The organism is Pseudarthrobacter sp. RHLT1-30-1 (assembly GCF_059383415.1).
Genome location: NZ_JBWZCG010000004.1, coordinates 94,595 through 111,365 on the forward strand (window position 1 = coordinate 94,595; position 16,771 = coordinate 111,365).

20 protein-coding genes and 1 riboswitch are annotated in these 16,771 nt (G+C 68.2%); of the genes, 11 read left to right on the plus strand and 9 right to left on the minus strand.

All coding sequences use genetic code 11. From position 1 onward, the window contains the following. Positions 1-130 precede the first annotated feature (130 nt). Positions 131-1,096 (minus strand): amidohydrolase family protein, encoded by a 966-nt coding sequence (locus tag AC50YM_RS05040; RefSeq protein WP_494955879.1) that lies wholly within the window; start codon positions 1,094-1,096, stop codon positions 131-133. 27 nt (positions 1,097-1,123) lie between these two features. Further along, positions 1,124-1,780, minus strand: a complete 657-nt coding sequence (locus AC50YM_RS05045; protein WP_494955880.1) for an SAM-dependent methyltransferase — start codon at positions 1,778-1,780, stop codon at positions 1,124-1,126. 208 nt (positions 1,781-1,988) lie between these two features. Here AC50YM_RS05045 and AC50YM_RS05050 point away from each other — a divergent pair, with 208 nt between their 5' ends. Together AC50YM_RS05050 and AC50YM_RS05055 are read left to right on the plus strand one after the other, a co-directional pair. Beyond that, on the plus strand, positions 1,989-2,408 hold the full coding sequence (locus tag AC50YM_RS05050; protein ID WP_494955881.1) for a hypothetical protein: 420 nt from the start codon (positions 1,989-1,991) through the stop codon (positions 2,406-2,408). 311 nt (positions 2,409-2,719) lie between these two features. Next, on the plus strand, positions 2,720-4,630 hold the full coding sequence (locus AC50YM_RS05055; protein ID WP_494955882.1) for a DEAD/DEAH box helicase: 1,911 nt from the start codon (positions 2,720-2,722) through the stop codon (positions 4,628-4,630). A 136-nt stretch (positions 4,631-4,766) separates the two neighbouring features. Here AC50YM_RS05055 and AC50YM_RS05060 read toward each other — a convergent pair whose 3' ends face one another. From AC50YM_RS05060 to AC50YM_RS05075, 4 genes are all read right to left on the minus strand, one after another. Beyond that, positions 4,767-5,417, minus strand: a complete 651-nt coding sequence (locus AC50YM_RS05060) for an MBL fold metallo-hydrolase (protein ID WP_494955883.1) — start codon at positions 5,415-5,417, stop codon at positions 4,767-4,769. Between the two features lie 22 nt (positions 5,418-5,439). Continuing rightward, positions 5,440-6,450, minus strand: a complete 1,011-nt coding sequence (locus AC50YM_RS05065; protein ID WP_494955884.1) for an aldo/keto reductase — start codon at positions 6,448-6,450, stop codon at positions 5,440-5,442. A gap of 132 nt (positions 6,451-6,582) precedes the next feature. Continuing rightward, positions 6,583-6,996 carry a DMT family transporter gene (locus tag AC50YM_RS05070; RefSeq protein ID WP_494955961.1) on the minus strand — a complete coding sequence of 138 codons (414 nt, stop codon included), beginning with the start codon at positions 6,994-6,996 and terminating at the stop codon, positions 6,583-6,585. Between the two features lie 2 nt (positions 6,997-6,998). Continuing rightward, positions 6,999-7,322 (minus strand): DMT family transporter, encoded by a 324-nt coding sequence (locus AC50YM_RS05075; RefSeq protein WP_494955885.1) that lies wholly within the window; start codon positions 7,320-7,322, stop codon positions 6,999-7,001. Between the two features lie 9 nt (positions 7,323-7,331). Then, positions 7,332-7,395: riboswitch (guanidine-III (ykkC-III) riboswitch) on the minus strand. Positions 7,396-7,610: 215 nt separating this feature from the next. Here AC50YM_RS05075 and AC50YM_RS05080 point away from each other — a divergent pair. The 4 genes from AC50YM_RS05080 to AC50YM_RS05095 all read left to right on the plus strand — a co-directional run bounded on the left by AC50YM_RS05080 (position 7,611) and on the right by AC50YM_RS05095 (position 11,772). Beyond that, positions 7,611-8,684, plus strand: a complete 1,074-nt coding sequence (locus AC50YM_RS05080; protein ID WP_494955886.1) for an ABC transporter ATP-binding protein — start codon at positions 7,611-7,613, stop codon at positions 8,682-8,684. Between the two features lie 81 nt (positions 8,685-8,765). After that, on the plus strand, positions 8,766-9,953 hold the full coding sequence (locus AC50YM_RS05085) for an ABC transporter substrate-binding protein (RefSeq protein WP_494955887.1): 1,188 nt from the start codon (positions 8,766-8,768) through the stop codon (positions 9,951-9,953). 1 nt (position 9,954) lies between these two features. Continuing rightward, positions 9,955-10,884, plus strand: a complete 930-nt coding sequence (locus AC50YM_RS05090) for an ABC transporter permease (protein ID WP_494955888.1) — start codon at positions 9,955-9,957, stop codon at positions 10,882-10,884. A 60-nt stretch (positions 10,885-10,944) separates the two neighbouring features. Then, positions 10,945-11,772 carry an ABC transporter permease gene (locus AC50YM_RS05095; protein ID WP_494955889.1) on the plus strand — a complete coding sequence of 276 codons (828 nt, stop codon included), beginning with the start codon at positions 10,945-10,947 and terminating at the stop codon, positions 11,770-11,772. Here the strand turns inward: AC50YM_RS05095 and AC50YM_RS05100 are convergent. Next, complete coding sequence (locus AC50YM_RS05100) at positions 11,769-12,455, minus strand: HutD/Ves family protein (RefSeq protein WP_494955890.1); 687 nt, start codon at positions 12,453-12,455, stop codon at positions 11,769-11,771. The two genes, AC50YM_RS05095 and AC50YM_RS05100, sit on opposite strands and share 4 nt — an antisense overlap. A gap of 192 nt (positions 12,456-12,647) precedes the next feature. Between AC50YM_RS05100 and AC50YM_RS05105 the strand changes: the two genes are divergently transcribed. From AC50YM_RS05105 to AC50YM_RS05115, 3 genes are all read left to right on the plus strand, one after another. Continuing rightward, complete coding sequence (locus tag AC50YM_RS05105; RefSeq protein ID WP_494955891.1) at positions 12,648-13,259, plus strand: phosphoribosylanthranilate isomerase; 612 nt, start codon at positions 12,648-12,650, stop codon at positions 13,257-13,259. Between the two features lie 45 nt (positions 13,260-13,304). Further along, on the plus strand, positions 13,305-14,342 hold the full coding sequence (locus tag AC50YM_RS05110; protein ID WP_494955892.1) for an LLM class flavin-dependent oxidoreductase: 1,038 nt from the start codon (positions 13,305-13,307) through the stop codon (positions 14,340-14,342). A 175-nt stretch (positions 14,343-14,517) separates the two neighbouring features. Further along, on the plus strand, positions 14,518-15,063 hold the full coding sequence (locus AC50YM_RS05115; protein ID WP_494955893.1) for a YceI family protein: 546 nt from the start codon (positions 14,518-14,520) through the stop codon (positions 15,061-15,063). A gap of 38 nt (positions 15,064-15,101) precedes the next feature. On the opposite strand, the gene AC50YM_RS05120 is transcribed toward AC50YM_RS05115, so the two are convergent. Together AC50YM_RS05120 and AC50YM_RS05125 are read right to left on the minus strand one after the other, a co-directional pair. Beyond that, the gene (locus AC50YM_RS05120; protein ID WP_494955894.1) at positions 15,102-15,497 is read right to left on the minus strand and encodes a hypothetical protein; all 396 of its coding nucleotides are present in this window, start codon (positions 15,495-15,497) and stop codon (positions 15,102-15,104) included. Between the two features lie 22 nt (positions 15,498-15,519). After that, a complete protein-coding gene (locus tag AC50YM_RS05125; protein ID WP_494955895.1) occupies positions 15,520-15,678 on the minus strand; it encodes a hypothetical protein in 159 nt (52 codons plus the stop codon). 132 nt (positions 15,679-15,810) lie between these two features. On the opposite strand from AC50YM_RS05125, the gene AC50YM_RS05130 reads away from it, so the two are divergent. Both AC50YM_RS05130 and AC50YM_RS05135 read left to right on the plus strand, forming a co-directional pair. Further along, complete coding sequence (locus tag AC50YM_RS05130) at positions 15,811-16,224, plus strand: YccF domain-containing protein (RefSeq protein ID WP_494955896.1); 414 nt, start codon at positions 15,811-15,813, stop codon at positions 16,222-16,224. A gap of 25 nt (positions 16,225-16,249) precedes the next feature. Further along, entirely contained in the window at positions 16,250-16,762 is a 513-nt protein-coding gene (locus tag AC50YM_RS05135) for an SRPBCC family protein (protein ID WP_494955897.1), read from the plus strand. Positions 16,763-16,771: the final 9 nt, after the last annotated feature.

Genomic DNA, 16,771 nt, shown 5'->3' on the forward strand with positions numbered 1-16,771 from the left:
TCGTTGGCCGAGACCGGTTATTACTTCCAGCTGTGTTGCAAGCAACGACTGCGGCCTTCCGATCGGCGCATCTATGTGACCCGGTCTTGGATGAGCTTTGCCCGGCCTCGCGCCCGTTCCCGCCGTCGTTTCAGCCTCGGTTTTGTTTCAGCCGGGGAAAGAGCGCCTCGGAATTGTCGCGGTCGATCGCCGCGCGCAGGGATGGCTCCAGCGAGTAGTTCTCGTACTGCGTAGTCAGGAGCCCGATCGCCATCGATGGGGCGAACGGGAAGTCAGTTCCGTAGGTGATGCGCCGGGGGTCAGCGACCTTGAGCAGGGTGGGCAGCGTCGTCGGGCTCGCGGACAGGGCGAGGTCGTAGTAGAACCGCCGCAGGATGGATTGCTTCTCATCTGTCAGCGCGGCCAGGGCGCTTAGGGCCAGATCCTTATCGTTGAGCATCGTGAGCAGGATCCTGAAGGCGATGTACGGCACGAAGCCGCCCGCATGGGCCAGGAGGAACTTGATTTCCGGGTACTTCTCCATCGCACCGGACAGGATCAGGCTGATAGCGGCGCGGGTGGTGTCGAGCAGGAAGTCCGCGGCGAAGCCGGGGATGCCCGGCACCGCCGGGCCGGGCATCTCGGCAGGGTGAATGAAGACAACGGCCCGGCGGCGGTGCAGGAACTCCAGCAGGGGCTCGAAGTCCGGGTCGCCCAGGTAGCGGCCGTCGTTGTTGGCCAGCAGCACGATGCCGTCCGCCTGCAGGTTGTCCAGCGCATAGGCGGCCTCCGTCAGGGCGCCCTCCACGTCCGGCAACGTGAGTGTCGCGAAGAACCCGAATCGATCCGGCCGACCGGCCACCATCCCGGCGCTGTACTCATTGACCTCCCGCGCCCATCGCCGCGCCTCCAGGGCGTCCCCAAAGTAGACGCCGGGCGTGGAGAGGGACAAGATGCCCGTCTGCACGTCGTTCGCGTCCATGAACTTTAATGCGGAGCGCTCCGACCACGACGGCAGGCTCAGGCCACCCGGGCGGATGCCCTTCTCGAGCATCCATCGTGCATACCCCGGCGGAATGATGTGCTGGTGAGTGTCAATGCGGTGCGGCCGGCTCATGTCGCTCCCTGCTCCGCTTGGGTGAGCTCAGTGGGCGGTGAGGCGGGTGGCCCGCAGCACGGCGTCCGTCAGGGCGGCAGCCTCGCCGTCGGGCCCGGTGGCACTGCGGTGCCGAGTGTCGACGACGTCGAGCCGCCAGCCGGGTTCCTCAATTCCGAGCTCGCGGGCCAACTGCTCGGCCGTGTAAAACATCTCCGGTTCGTGATTATGGCCCGATGGCAGACCGGCGGGATGGTGGCCCACAATCAGCAGCGTCCCTCCGGTCCGCACCGCTGCGGCCGCGATCTGGAGGGCCTGCTGCCAGGGCATCACAGTGGAATGCAGAAACTGGGCCGTGACCAGGTCGAAGAGTTCCTCGGGCACCCAGGTGGCCAGGTCCTGCTGGACCCACGTGATGTTCCCGCTCTGACCGCGCTCTTGCGCATGCGCCTCCGCCCGCTCCAGCGCGACCGCGGAGACGTCGACGGCGGTGACTTTCCAGCCGCGGCTGGCGAGCCAGATCGCATCCGCGCCCTCACCGCAACCCAGGTCCAGGGCCGTTCCGGGGGAAAGGGGTGCGGCCTCGGCGATCAGCTGCGGATTCGGCTCGCCGCTCCAGATCCTGGCCCGGCTGCTGTACTTCTCGTCCCACATCTGGGCCGCACTGGTGTTGCTGCCGTGTTCGGGGTGCTCGTGCTCCGTCATCGTTGTCCTTGGGGTCGTAGGGCCGTGGGGCTATTCCCACATCATGGCAGGGGAAGGTCCCCGGGGGACACCAGTAAATCGGCGGACGCCGGAAATCGACATACGAAAATCACCGCCCGGAAATGCCCCCGAAACCTCGGTAGGGGAGGCTGAAGCCGGAGGACGGAACGACACTGGGGTGAATCCGAATCCGGGATAGGAGCAGGCCATGACTGTAGAAGCGGCGCGTCAGGTTCAATCGTGTGAGGAGTTGTCGGTGGGGGACCGGATTGAGGCGTGGCACAACGGACGGCTGTTCCACCGGGGCGAGGTCATCCGGACAGTGCCGGCCACGGACCTGTTCTGGATCCTGGACGAGCGGACCGGCTCCCGGAGACTGATCGACGCCGAGGCGCTGGTTATCCTGCGCGTTGCAGCGCCCGTGGGCGGGCACGGTTCCGTGGCTACGGGCGATCCGGTGGCCGCGGGAGCGTCGGCGGGCGCGGGAGGTTCGGCGTCGGCAGGTTTGGCGTCGGGAGGTTCGGCCGCCGCAGCCGGGGCGTCCAAACTGCCAGCGGCGGAGTCCCCGGCGGCCCGGGTGACGGCGTCGCACGTCCCGCTGTTCCAGGCGGCCAGCCTGGCGTCCTGAGCAGCGAAAACGGAACTGGCCCCACCGGATGATAGACTGAGGGAACTTGATGTGCAGTGATGCCCACTAATGTTCCGGTTCATCAACCGGTTCCCCTGATGGATTCCTTTCGGATTCCAGCCGCAGGGAGTGGGATTTTTTCATGTGAGAGGCACATCCTGCGTCGATGAACGCGTTCTATTTGGTCCCGGCCGCCGTCTTAACAGCAGCTGGCCGGTTGATCACCTGACTTTTCTTCGGCGAACCCCTGAGCCAACCGGCGCCGGGGGCCGATATCCGCACGGATACCGCCTGAAAGACCTTTGAAACCTATGACTACTTTCGCTGCCCTCGGCACGCCCAAGGCTCTCGCCGACACCCTCACCGCCCAGGGGATCGTCGAACCGTTCCCCATCCAGGTCAAGACCCTGCCGGACACGCTGGCCGGACGCGACGTCCTGGGCCGCGGCCGCACCGGCTCCGGCAAGACCATTGCTTTCGCCATCCCGCTTGTAGCACGACTCGCTGAGCGGGAAGCCAAGCACTTCCGCAAGCCCGGCCGCCCGATGGGCCTGGTCCTCGCGCCGACCCGCGAGCTGGCCACCCAGCTGAACGCGACCATCGAGCCGATGGCCACGGCCATGGGCCTGAACACGACCGTTATTTATGGCGGCATTTCCCAGGCCCGCCAGGAAAAGGCGCTGCGCGCCGGCGTCGACATCGTCATCGCCTGCCCGGGCCGCCTGGAGGATCTGATCCGCCAGCGCGTCCTGACCCTCGAAGGTGTCGAGATCACCGTCCTGGACGAGGCCGACCACATGGCCGACCTCGGCTTCCTCCCGGTGGTCAAGAAGCTCATGGACATGACCCCGAGCCAGGGCCAGCGCATGCTGTTCTCCGCCACGCTGGACAACGGCGTGGACAAGATCGTCCAGCGCTACCTGTCCAACCCGCTGACCCACGCCGTGGACGAGTCGCAGGCTGCGGTGACCACCATGGAACACCACGTGCTCGTCGTCAACGACCAGACCGTCAAGAAGCAGCTGATCGTCGAGCTCGCCTCGGGTGCCGGCCGCCGGGTGCTCTTCCTGCGCACCAAGCACCACGCCCGCAAGCTGGCCAAGACCCTGACCGACGCCGGCATCCCCGCCGTCGACCTGCACGGCAACCTCTCGCAGAACGCCCGGGACCGCAACCTGGCCGAGTTCGCCTCCGGTGAAGTCCGCGTCCTGGTCGCCACCGACGTCGCCGCCCGCGGTGTCCACGTCGACGACGTCGAGCTGGTCATCCACGTGGATCCGCCCACAGAGCACAAGGCCTACCTGCACCGCTCGGGCCGGACCGCCCGCGCCGGCTCCGATGGCACCGTGGTCACGCTGACCCTGCCGGAGCAGCAGTCCGACGTCAAGAAGCTGATGAAGGCTGCCGGCGTCGAGGTCAACTTCGAGCGCGTCACTGCCAACTCGCCGCTGGTTGCCGAACTGGTCGGCGAAATGGCCGACAAGATCGATCCGCGCACCCGCGCTGCACTGCTGGCTGCGAAGTCCAACCAGGGCGGCGGCAGCTCCACCGGTGCCAACGCCGAGCGCAAGCGGGCCCGCCGCACCACCCAGGCTGCACCCACCGCGGGTGGCCGTGGCGGTCGTGGCGGACGCGGACGCGTCGGGGCCGAGGCTCCCCGCACCGATCTGCCCCGCGCCGAGCGCCGTGCCGTGGCCTACGAAGGCCAGGCTGCCGCGCGCAACGCAGCAGACCGTGTGATCGAGCGCAACGAGGACCGGCAGGATGCCGAGCGCGCCGAACGCCGCAGCGTCCGCGCCCGCTCGACGTCGTACGGCACGCACCGCAATGATGTTCCGGCCGCCGGCGGCCGCGCCTCGGCCGGCCGCGGTTCAGACGGCCGCGCCGCCGAAGGGCGCAGCGACGCCCGGGGCGCCTCGGCTCCCCGCACCGGCGCTCCCCGCTCCGGCGGTGCCCCCCGCACGGGCGGCGCCACCGGCGGCCAGCGCGGCGGTCGCCCGGCAACGGGCCAGCGTGCAGCTGCCGGCGCCCAGCCCGCTGGAAGCCAGACCAGAAGCAAGACCGGGTCCAACGCGGCTGTGTGGTCCTCGAACACCGGCGGCACCTCGGGCGGATCCTACGCAGGTGGCGGCAACGGCCGCTCCAGCGAAGGCCGTCCGGCACGCAGCGGCGGCCCCCGCCGCGCGTCCGCCCCGGCGTCGAACGAACGCCGCAGCCGCTAAGCCTTCGGGTTTTCGCGACACAAACGGACGGCCGCTATGGGGATTCCCGTAGCGGCTGTCCGTTTACGCAGCGCAAAGCACGCAGCGCAGCGCAAAGCACGGAGCGCAAAGCACGGAGCGCAGATCGCGGCGCGGGCTACCAGCCTCGGGCTCGCCACTCCGCCAGATGCGGGCGTTCCGCGCCCAGGGTGGTCGGCTTCCCGTGGCCCGGGTGCACCACCGTGTCATCCGGATAGACCGCGAACAGCCGCTCGCTCACATCGCTGAGCAGCTGGGCGAAGCGTTCCGGATCCTTCTGGGTGTTGCCCACACCGCCGGGAAACAGCGAGTCGCCGGAGAAAATGTGCGCCGGGCCTTCCGGGTCCTGGTACACGAGCGCGATCGAACCCGGTGTGTGGCCGCGCAGATGCACTGCAGTCACATCGAAGCCGTCGAAGTTGCCGACCTCGCCCTGGTTCAGCAGCACATCCACCGGCACCGGCAGCTCCGGGGCGTCCTCCGTCCCGGCCGCCGTCTTCACCCCGGTGGCCGCCACCAGGCCCGGCAGCGCTCGGACGTGGTCCCAGTGCTGGTGGGTGGTGGCAACCAGCGCCAGCGTCGGCGTCGCGGAGGTATCCGCGGCGGCGACGGCGAGCAGCCCCTGGATGGCGGCCAGATCATCGGCCGCATCGATCAGGAGCTGCGCACCCGACGCCTTGCCGGTGAGCAGATACACGTTGTTGTCCATCTCGCCGACCGAAATCCGGCGGATGGTGATGTCACGTAACGAGTGAATAAGCGAGTCCATGGGCATCAGTCTACGGACGCGGTTATTCACGGCCCTCGGACACCCAGTTGGGGTCCGCGGAACGGGAGCCGACGACGGCGTCCGCGGCGGCGTCGAGTTTCGTCAGCTGAGCCGCGGTGAAGTCGAGCGTCAAGGCTCCCAGATTCTCGTCGATCCGGTCCGCCCTGCGGGTGCCGGGGATGGGGACCACCGGAAGTCCCTGCTTCCGGCCCTGCGCAAGCAGCCAGGCCAGGGCGACCTGGGCAGGAGTTGCAGCCTGCCCGGACGCGGCGAGTTCAGCCGCGACTGCCTGCACGGCGGCAACCACCCCCTGGTTGGCGTCCAGCGCCGCCTCGGCGAAGCGTGGGATATTGCGGCGGAAATCGCCGCTGCCCAGCTTCGACGCGTCCACGGTGCCGGTGAGGAATCCCCGGCCCAGCGGCGAATAGGGCACAAAACCCACTCCAAGCTCGGCTGCCGCAGGAACAACGTTGCGTTCCACATCGCGGCTCCAGATCGACCACTCGCTCTGGACCGCAGCGATCGGGTGGATCCCGCTGGCTTCCCGCAGCTCCTCGGCCGTCACTTCAGACAGGCCAAGATGCCGCACCTTGCCGGCCTGCACCAGCCCCGCCATGGCCTCCACGGTTTCCACTATCGGAACGCGGAGGTCACGGCGGTGCATGTAGTACAGGTCGATGACGTCGGTGCCGAGGCGCTGCAGGCTGCGGTCCACCGCCTGGCGCACGTAGGCGGCGTCGCCCCGGATGTCGGAGTAGCCGGTCGACGGGGTGCCCACCAGGCCAAACTTGGTGGCCAGCTGCACTTCGCCGCGGCGTTCCTCCAGAAGCTTGGCGATGAGCTCCTCGTTGCTGCCCCCGCCGTAGATGTCCGCCGTGTCGATGAAGCTGACGCCGGCGTCCACCGCGTGGTGCAGGGTCCGCAGCGCCTCGGCCGGATCAACGGCGCCGTACACCGGTGTCAGGGCCATGCCGCCAAACCCCAGCGGGCTTACCGCCAGACCGTCGCCGAGCCGCACGTTTGTTGCCTTCATTGGGGTTCCCCTTCGTTGTTTCTACCGCCAACCCGTCCCCGGTCCGGTGTATTCCGCCGCTCCAGCCCAGTTGCCGGCCCGGAACGGCCGACGCCACGGCGTGTCCCCGCGGAAACCCCGTCCCGGCGCGGACTAACTGGGCGGGAGCATCGGGGCAGCCGCGGACGCCGCGGGTTCCCGGGCCGGGAGGAGCTTCAGCCCGGCCGCGCAGCCCACGATCCCCGCGATGAACAGCAATTTGAGCGGGCTGGCGGGCTCGACGCCGGTCGCCATCGCCCAGCAGACGGTCAGCGCGGCGCCGATCCCCACCCAGACGGCGTAGGCGGTGCCGAGCGGGATGCTTTTTACGGCCAGGCCCAGCCCCACCATGCTCAGCGTCGCGGTCAGCGCGAACACGAGCGTGGGCAGTGGCCGGGTGAAGCCGTCGGACAGCCCCAGGGCCGTGGCCCAGACCGCCTCCAGCACGGCGGAGGCGAGCAGGACGAACCATGCCGCGCTGGCAGCGGGCGTGGTGCCGGCTGATTTCGGCGTGCGGTTCGCGGCCATGGTCACGCCACCAGCTTCAGGCCGGCCACGCAGGCCACGATCCCGCCGAGGAGCAGGATCCGGGCCGCCGTCGCGGGTTCGACCCTGGTGATCATGGCGTAGGCGGAGGTCAGTACGACGCCGACGCCCACCCAAACGGCGTAGGCGGTGCCGGTCGGGATGGACTGCATGGCGACCGCGAGGCCGCCGGTGCTGGCCAGGACGGAGACGAGGAAAACTGCGCCCGGAACGATCCGGCGGCGGCCCGTGGCCTGGGAGGTGCGGTGCAGGGCTGCGGCCCAGACGGCTTCCAGCGACCCGGAAAGGATGAGAATTACCCACGACATAACTGCTCCTGTGGCCAGTCTTGTCGCGTGCCGGGTACTGAACCGTCGTCCGGAGCCCCGAAGAGGGGACTTGATTCCAGCGTAGCAACGACCCCTCGGGGTGGCGAACCGGCGGGGCGCAGGGGCTGCCGGCGAGGGCTTGCTGTCCTCCCAATTCCGGGCTTTTGCCGGGGTCTGTGCATCAAACCAATGGAGTAATAGGATGTGGCCCATCAGCCCGATGTGGTCTGCCTCACGTCCCGCTGCGCCGCAGCTATGACGATCCGGCAACGGAGTTAGGCGCACCCGATGACCGAAACACTCGCCGCCGGCCGGCAGGCCGGAACGGACGCGGTTCCGGCGATCCGGCTGCGGAAACTCACCAAAGTCTTCGGGGACACCGTCGCCGTGAACGCCGTGGACCTGGACATCCGGCAGGGCGAATTCTTTTCCATGCTCGGCCCGTCAGGGTCCGGCAAGACCACGGTTCTGCGCCTGATCGCCGGGTTCGAGCAGCCCACCTCCGGAAGTGTCGAACTCGAGGGCAAAGACGTCACCGGGCTGGCGCCCTTCGAACGGAACCTCAACACCGTCTTCCAGGACTACGCCCTGTTCCCGCACATGTCCCTCGTGGACAACGTCGCCTACGGCCTGCGTGTGCGGGGAATGCCCCGGAAGGAGCGCCAGGCGCGGGCCCGCGAAGCCTTGGAGCGTGTGCAGTTAGGGAAGTTCGTCGGACGCAAGCCCGCGCAGCTCTCGGGGGGCCAGCGCCAGCGGGTCGCCCTCGCCCGGGCCCTGGTGGTGCAGCCGAAAGTCCTGCTGCTGGATGAGCCGCTCGGCGCCCTGGACCTGAAGCTCCGGCAGCAGATGCAGGTGGAACTCAAGGAACTGCAACGCTCGCTCGGCATCACGTTCATCTTCGTCACCCATGACCAGGAGGAGGCCCTGACCATGAGCGACCGGATCGGCGTCTTCAACAACGGCAGCCTGGAACAAATCGGCACGGCGCACGAGATCTACGAGCGGCCCGGCGGCGCGTTCGTGGCCAACTTCGTCGGCACCTCCAACATCTTCGACGCCGCGCTCGCGCAGAAGCTCTACGGCCGCGCGGAGCAGGTCTCCATCCGGCCGGAACGGCTGCGCCTGTCCTGGACGGCGGCGCCGGAAGCCCGACCCGGCGTCACCTCCCGCCCCGGAACGGTGACCGCGCTGGTCTACGTGGGGCACGCGACCCAGGTGCGGGTGCAGCTCGACGACGGTCCCGCCGTCGTCGTTCTGGCGCCGGAGACGCTGCCCGGCGGCGACGCCGAACTGCTGGACCGGCGGGTCACCGTGAGCTGGGACGACGCCGCCGCTGTCTGGCTGCCGTCCGACGGCACCTGAAACTCCTGTGTCCAGCGTGCAGTCTCCGTGGCATCCCGTCACCCACTCACCCCGTCACCCCCGCAACGAAAGGTAAGGATCATGGCATCAAGGAATCTGGCCTCCCTGGTAGTCGGGGTGGCCGCGGCGGCAGCACTCGCCCTGGCGGGATGCGGCACCTCCGGCGGGGGAGCGGCCAGCCCGTCCGCCCAGCCGGTCAAGTCTGAAATCGGCCCGGGCGAAGGGCAGCTCTCCGTCCTGGGCTGGCCGGGCTATGTCGAGGACGGCAGCAACGACCCGGCGGTGGACTGGGTGCATCCGTTCGAGCAAGCGACCCAATGCAAGATCAACTTCAAGCCCTTCGGCACCTCGGACGAAGCCGTGACCCTGATGCGCACCGGCCAGTACGACGTCGTCTCGGCCTCCGGTGACGCGTCCCTGCGGCTGATTGCCGGCAACAATGTGGAGCCGGTCAACATGAGCCTGTTGAAGAACTATCCCGACGTGTACCCGTTCCTGAAGGACAAGGCCTGGAACACGGTGGACGGCAAGAACTACGGGATGCCCCACGGCTGGGGAGCCAACCTGCTGATGTACTCCGTCGATGCCGTCACGCCCGCACCCACCTCCTGGCGTGCCGTGTTCGAGGACGCCGCACGGTTCAGCGGAAAGGTCACGGCGTACGATTCGCCGATCTACATTGCCGACGCCGCCGTGTACCTGATGGCCCACCAACCCGAACTTGGCATCAAGAACCCCTATGCGCTGGACAAGGACCAGCTCGCGGCCTCGGTGAACGTGCTGAAGGAACAGCGCAAGCACATCGGCGAATACTGGAGCGACGTCGTCAAGGAAGTCCAGGCCTTCGCCAGCGGCAGCACGGTGGTCGGCACCACCTGGCAGGTCGGCGCCAACATCGCCGCTACGGACGGCGCCAACGTCAAGACGCTTCTCCCCGAAGAAGGCGCCACCGGCTGGTCGGACACCTGGATGATCAGCGCGACGTCGAAGAACAAGAACTGCGCCTACCTGTGGCTCGACTACATTGCCAGCCCCACGGCCAACGCGGCGGTGGCGGAATACTTCGGCGAATCACCGGCCAACCCCAAGGCCTGCGAACTCACCAAGGACAAGGCGCACTGCGAGACCTACCACTCCGGTGACGAGGCCTACGCGAAGCAGATCTGGTACTGGACCACCCCGGTGGCCGGATGCCTGGACGGCCGCAAGGACGTCAAGTGCACGGACTACTCGGAGTGGACGAAGGCCTGGACCGAAATCAAGGGCTGAGATGGCGCTCCAGACGCGGCAGCCGGCCCCCGGGGCGCCCCGGGCCGGCGCCGCCGTGCCGCCGCCCAAAGCCAACAGGGTTTCCGCGTTGCTGCACCGCCGGCCGACCCTGCGGCTCGCGGGACTGATTACCGCCCCCGCCTGCTGGCTGGTAATGGTCTACATCGCTGCCCTGGCAGCGCTGCTGATCACGGCGCTCTGGACCGTGGACACCTTCACCGGCAAGGTGTCCACGGTCTGGACCGCGGACAACCTGGTCACGGTCCTGACCGATCCGGTGTACCAGCGCATCACGCTGCGGACGCTGTGGATCGCACTGGCCGTGACCATGATCGACCTGATCCTTGCGCTGCCCATGGCGTTCTTCATCGCCAAGGTCGCCAGCGCCCGCTGGCGGAAGCTGCTGGTGGTGGCCGTGCTGATGCCGCTGTGGGCCAGCTACCTGGTCAAGGCCTACGCGTGGCGGAACGTGCTCGCCGACGGCGGGCTGCTGGAGTGGCTGGGGGCCCCGGCCGGGCTGATGACTCCGGGGTACGGCGAAACGGCGGTGATCCTGACGCTGGCCTACATCTGGCTGCCGTTCATGATCCTGCCGATCTACGCGGGATTCGACCGGGTGCCCGATTCACTGCTGGAGGCCTCCGGGGACCTGGGTGCGAAACCGCTGACCACGGTGCGCCTGGTCATGTTCCCCCTGCTGATCCCCTCCATCATTGCCGGGACGATCTTCACTTTCTCGCTCTCGCTGGGCGACTACATCACGGCCCAGATTGTCGGTGGCACCACCCAGATGCTCGGCACCGTGGTTTACGCGAATGTCGGAGCCGCGAACAACCTGCCGTTCGCCGCGGCCGTCTCGCTGGTCCCGATTGCGATCATCACGCTGTATCTGATCATTGTCCGGCGCTCCGGCGCCCTTAACAGCCTGTGAAGCGCGGACAATCTGTGAACTCTTGGCAGCCCGCAACCATGAACAGCCGGTAGGAGCGCGATGAGACTTTCCCGAAGCGCCAAAGTCATCCTCGGCGTTGTGACGACCCTGGTGTTCCTGTTCATTTATGCGCCGCTGCTCCTGGTGGTGGTGAACTCCTTCAACGCCGACCGGACCTTTGGCTGGCCGCCGAGGGGACTGACCCTGGAGTGGTGGGGGCGCGCCTTCGATTCCTCCGGCGTCCGCGAAGCCCTGGTGTCCTCGCTGTGGGTGGCGGCGGTCTCGACCCTCATTTCGCTGGTGCTGGGGACCCTCCTGGCGCTGGCACTGCTGCGCTACAACTTCTTCGGCCGGGATGTGATCAGCCTGCTCGTGATCCTGCCGATCGCGCTGCCCGGGATCGTGACCGGCATCGCCCTGAACAACATGTTCACCACCATCCTGGGCGTCTCGCTGAGCCTATGGACCGTCGTCATCGCGCACGCCACCTTCTGTATGGTGACCGTGTTCAACAACGTGACTGCACGGTTGCGCCGGATGAGCGGCGGGCTGGAGGAGGCGTCCGCCGATCTGGGCGCAGGCGTGTTCACCACGTTCCGGCTGGTGACGTTTCCGCAGCTCCGCTCCGCCCTGCTGGCCGGCGGGCTGCTGGCCTTCGCGCTGAGTTTCGATGAAATTATCGTGACTACGTTCACCATCGGCGCCGGTGACACCACCCTGCCTATCTGGATCCTGCAGAACCTCTTCCGGCCCAACCAGGCACCGGTGGTCAACGTTGTGGCGGTGGTTCTGATCGTCGTCTCGATTGTGCCGATCTGGCTCGCGCAGCGGCTGTCCGAGGACTCGGTCGGGATCGGCGCCGCCCGGGTGAAGGTTACAGAACGTTAATCCGCGACCCGGTCGATCGACACGACGGCGAGGAAGCCGCGGCCCAGGATCTCGGGGGTGACGGTGTCGGAACCGACGACGGCGTCATAGCGGCCGAGCGCTGTCGGCCCGACGGCGGCCGCCTCAGGGTTGCCGCCGGCCGCTGTGCTTCCCGGTGCCGTTGCGCCGGGTGCCCCGGCAGCGGGCGCGGCGCCGGGCTCTTCGCCCGCGGTCCCGGGGGCGACGGTTGCCTGGCCCTGCAGCAGGATCCCCAACTGGCCGTCGAATACGGGGTGGGCCCGCTTTTTGGAGAGCTCGATGATGGAGGTGTAGCCCTTGAAAGCGCCATTGCGGGTGATGACATTCAGGTCGCGGACGTCGCCCGTCGGGAGCGCGCCGGTCGCCGCGGCGTCGCCGGAGAACCGGAACGGGCGGTACTTCTCGAGCGGGTGCTCGGCCCCGTCGACAGTCAGCAGCAGCAGTTCGCCTTCGACCACCGTGAGCACGCGGTCCATGCCAGGGAAGGCCGAGAAGTCGCCGGCCTTGGACACGTCGGCGATGCTCACCCGCCAGTCGCAGTTGGTGGTTTGCCCCGCATTGTCCTGCGGAGAAGCGGCGTTCGTGTGGCTGGCCAGTTCGCGGGTCACCCCGCCGCCGTTGCGCCAGGGTTGGGCTTTCAGCTCGGCATAGCGGATGATCTCCATCCCTCCACCCTATCCGCCGGCCGGCCGCCCAACCCGCCGGGACCGGCCCCTGCCAATAGCGCCGAGGTCCGACTTCGCGCCCATGTTCCGGACAGCCATGGGCAGCTAATCTCACCTCGAGGGCGGGCAAGGCGCCGTCGTGCCGCTGTCCTTGCTAACGTCAGGAACAGGAAACACTGCAGAAGGAGCCGAATGTTCGTCAAGGTATGCGGGCTCAGCACGCCCGAATCGGTTCTGGCCGCTGCGGAGGCCGGGGCCGACGCTGTCGGGTTCGTCCTGACGCCCAGCCCCCGCGAAGTGACCCCCGCGCGGGCCCGGGAGCTCCTGGCCCACGTCCCGGCCGGGCTTCCCGCCGTCGGCGTTTTCCGGCACGAGGCCGCCGGGGACGCCGCCGCACTGGCCCGCGAGGCCGGACTGGACTGGATCCAGCTCCACGGCGACCGCACCCCCGCAGATGTGCGCACCGTGCACGACGCCGGTCTGAAACTCATCCGCGCCGTCACCATGTCCGCCGCACCGGAGGCCTTCGCGGACTGGGGCGAGGACCTGTTGCTGATCGACGCCGCCGTCCCCGGCTCCGGCGAAGCCTGGGACTATGCCTCGGTCCGTGCCAAGGGGCTGGCCGGTCGGCACTGGCTGTTGGCCGGCGGGCTGGACCCGGCCAACGTCGCGGCCGCCGCGTCGCAGGCAGGCTCCTGGGGTGTGGACGTCTCCTCCGGCGTCGAGTCCTCCCGCGGTGTGAAGGACCTGGCCAAAATCCGGGACTTCGTCGCGGCGGCAAAGTCCCTGGCCACGAAGCCCTAAGACGGCCGCAGGAATGCCGCCGGACCGTGCCGCGTTGGCCCTGACATGAAGCGCATCGGTTTTTTGTCCTTTGGACACTGGGGCCCCGGCGAGGGCTCCCGCACCCGGACAGCCCGGGATGCCCTGCTGCAGGGCATCGAACTGGCCGTCGCGGCCGAGGAGCTCGGCGTGGACGGGGCCTACTTCCGGGTGCACCATTTCGCCCGGCAGCAGGCCTCCCCGTTCCCGCTGCTGGCCGCCGTCGCCGCCCGGACCAGCCGGATCGAAATGGGGACCGGCGTGGTCGACATGCGCTACGAAAACCCCCTGTACATGGCCGAGGAGGCCGCCGCGACCGACCTGATCAGCGGCGGGCGGCTGCAGCTCGGGATCAGCCGCGGCTCACCCGAACCGGCCCGCGACGGCGCCGCCGCCTTCGGACATGTCCCCGCTGACGGCGAGACCGACGCGGACATGGCCCGGCGGCACACCGCGGTTTTCCGCCGCGCCATCTCGGGGGCCGGGATGGCCGAGGCAGAGCCGCGCTACGCGGGCGGCGGATCCGGGCTGCTGCCCGTGCAGCCGCATTCGGCGGGCCTTGGCGAGCGGATCTGGTGGGGCGCCGGCTCGCGGGCCACCGCCGTCTGGACCGCCGAGCAGGGCATGAACCTGATGAGCTCGACGCTGCTCACCGAGGACACCGGGGTGCCCTTCGACCAGCTGCAGGCCGAGCAGATCGCCATGTTCCGCCAGGCTTGGGCCGACGCCGGCCATCAACACGAGCCCCGCGTCTCGGTCAGCCGCAGCGTCCTGCCGATCGTCGACGATGAGGACCGGCGGTTCTTCGGCCTCAGCGCGCTGCGGGAGAAACGCGATCAGGTCGGGGTGATCGACGGACTCGTGGCCCGCTTCGGCAGGAGCTATGTCGGCGCGCCCGACGCCATTTCGGAGGAGTTGGCCGCTGACGCCGCTGTCCGGGCCGCCGACACCCTGCTGCTGACCGTCCCCAACCAGCTCGGCGTGGATTTCAACGCCAAGCTGCTGGGCACCGTGGTCCGGCATATCGCACCCGCGATCGGCTGGGCACCGAACCCCGCGGCCTAACCAGGGCGGCGCACCGCGGTGTTCCGCCGCCCCATCTCGGGGATCGGAAATGCGGGCGGCGCGGGGTTCGGCCAAAAGGCTAGCCGCGCCGCCGCGCCATGGCTAGCATGGCTCCTTGGGGGAGTACCCCGGATGTCCCGGCGGGCCCGGCCCGCCACCTGCGAAGGAGACCATAGTGACACTGCCCGAAGGATTGACTCCCGGCGTCTGGACGCTGGACATGTCCCACAGCGAAGTCGGCTTCAGCGTCCGGCACGCCGGCATCAGCAAGGTCCGGGGCCGGTTCAATGAGGCGTCGGCGGAGGCCCGTGTCGGCGACTCCCTCGCCGACTCCAGCCTGCATGCCAGCGTCAAGACCGCCAGCTTTGACTCGGGCGATGCGAACCGTGACGGCCACGTCCGCGGCGCCGACTTCTTCGACGTCGAAAAGTACCCGGAGATGACCTTCCGCGCCACCGGAATCAGGGGCGACGGCGAGGATTACGTGCTGACCGGAGACCTCACCATCCGCGACGTCACCAAGCCGGTGGATCTGGAAGTCGAGTTCACCGGGATCGCGGTCGACCCGTTCGGCGCCACCCGCGCGGGGTTCAGCGCGGAGACGGACATCAGCCGCAAGGACTACGGCCTGACCTGGAACGCCGCCCTCGAAGCAGGCGGGCTGCTGGTCAGCGACAAGGTCAAGATCAGTGTCGAGGCCGCCATGGTGAAGCAGGCCTAGCCAACGGCCGAACCTTTCCAGCCAAACGGTTCGAACGTTTAGAAGAGCAGCAGAACGAAACCCCCGACCGTGGACAGGATCCCCACTCCGGTGAGGATCCAGCCCAGGGTCCAGGGTGCATTGTCGTGCCGCGGCGGTTTGAGCCCCCAGCGGGAGGGATGGCACACGTCGTAGAAAAGGTCGACGTCGGACCCGACCACCAGACCGTCCGACTCGGCCGCCGGCAGCAGCGAGCGGTGGTCGGCGTCGTGGTGGTCCGTCCAGCTGTAGCCCATGAAACCGCCGGCACTGATCACCGTGCCGGTGGTACCCGTCCAGGTGCACCGGCGGCGCCGGGAATTCCAGCCCCAGCCGAGCAGCGGCAGGCCCAGGACAAAACCCACCCACGTCATGACTTCGAGAATGGGGCCCAGAAGGTCCCCGATGGTTGTCATCTGCGCATCCCGGGCGGCGGCGTCAGCGGGTGAGGCGCGAGCGGCGCAGGACGTACACAACGCCGGCGCCGACCAGGAGCAGCAGACCCACGTAGAGCAGGAACTGCACAGCCTTCACAACGACGCCAACGACGAGCAGGGCGACGGCCACGATCAGGACAAGCTTCAGGAGTGCAGGCATGCTCCCAGTATTATGCCCTTCCGGGCGTTCGCAAAGCTGCACGCCCTCCGCCCGCGTCACCGGACGCATTTCAGGAAATGTTCAGGGTGAACCCTTAGGCCGGATGGACGTCCGCCGGGGGAGAATAGAGCCATGAAGACTCTGCTCAACATCATCTGGCTGCTTTTCGGCGGACTCTGGCTCGCACTCGGTTACTTCGCGGCCGGGGTCATCTGCTGCCTGCTGGTCGTCACCATCCCGTGGGGCCTGGCGTCGTTCCGGATCGCGAACTACGCGCTGTGGCCGTTCGGGCGTACCGTCGTGGACCGCCCGGGAGGCACGGGGGTGTTTTCGCTGCTCGGCAACGTCATCTGGCTGCTCGTCGCCGGCATCTGGATGGCGATCGGCCACGTGGTCACCGCCTTCGCCATGGCCATCACCATCGTCGGAATCCCGCTGGCCATCGCCAATCTCAAGCTCATTCCCGTTTCGCTCATGCCGCTGGGCAAGCAGATCGTTCCGAGTGACAAGCCCTTTGTGACGACCTACAGCAAGGCCTACCGCTAGCCCGTTTTCGAGGAGGAGTACCGCAATGTCCGAACATGTCACGGCTGTTCCGGCAACGTCAGGCCAGGGCGAAGCCCCCGCTCCGCCCGAAGACCTCATGCTGGTCATTACCCGCGAGTTCCAGGCACCCGTCACCAGGGTGTGGTCTGCCCTGACCGACGCGGAGCAGGCCCCGGCGTGGTGGGGGCCGCGCGGTTTCCACGTACCGCGCGAGAGCATCGACGCCGATCTTGAGATCGGCGGCCTTTACCGGGCCTGCATGGTCCGGGACAGCACCGGTGAGGAACACTGGTGGAGCGGTGTCCACACGGACATCGAACCGCCCAATCTCTTCGTCTTCACCCACGCCTGGGACAAGCACGACGGAACCCGCGGCTTCGAGACCGAGGTGACCTTCCAGCTGGAGGAGTTCGACGGCGGCACCCGGATGACGTTTTTCCAGGGCCCCTTCGACACGATCGACAACCGCGACGCCCACGGCGTCGGCTGGCGCGAAGCCTTCGACCGTCTCGCCGAGCACCTCCGCCGCAGCCCCTGACGCCCCCCA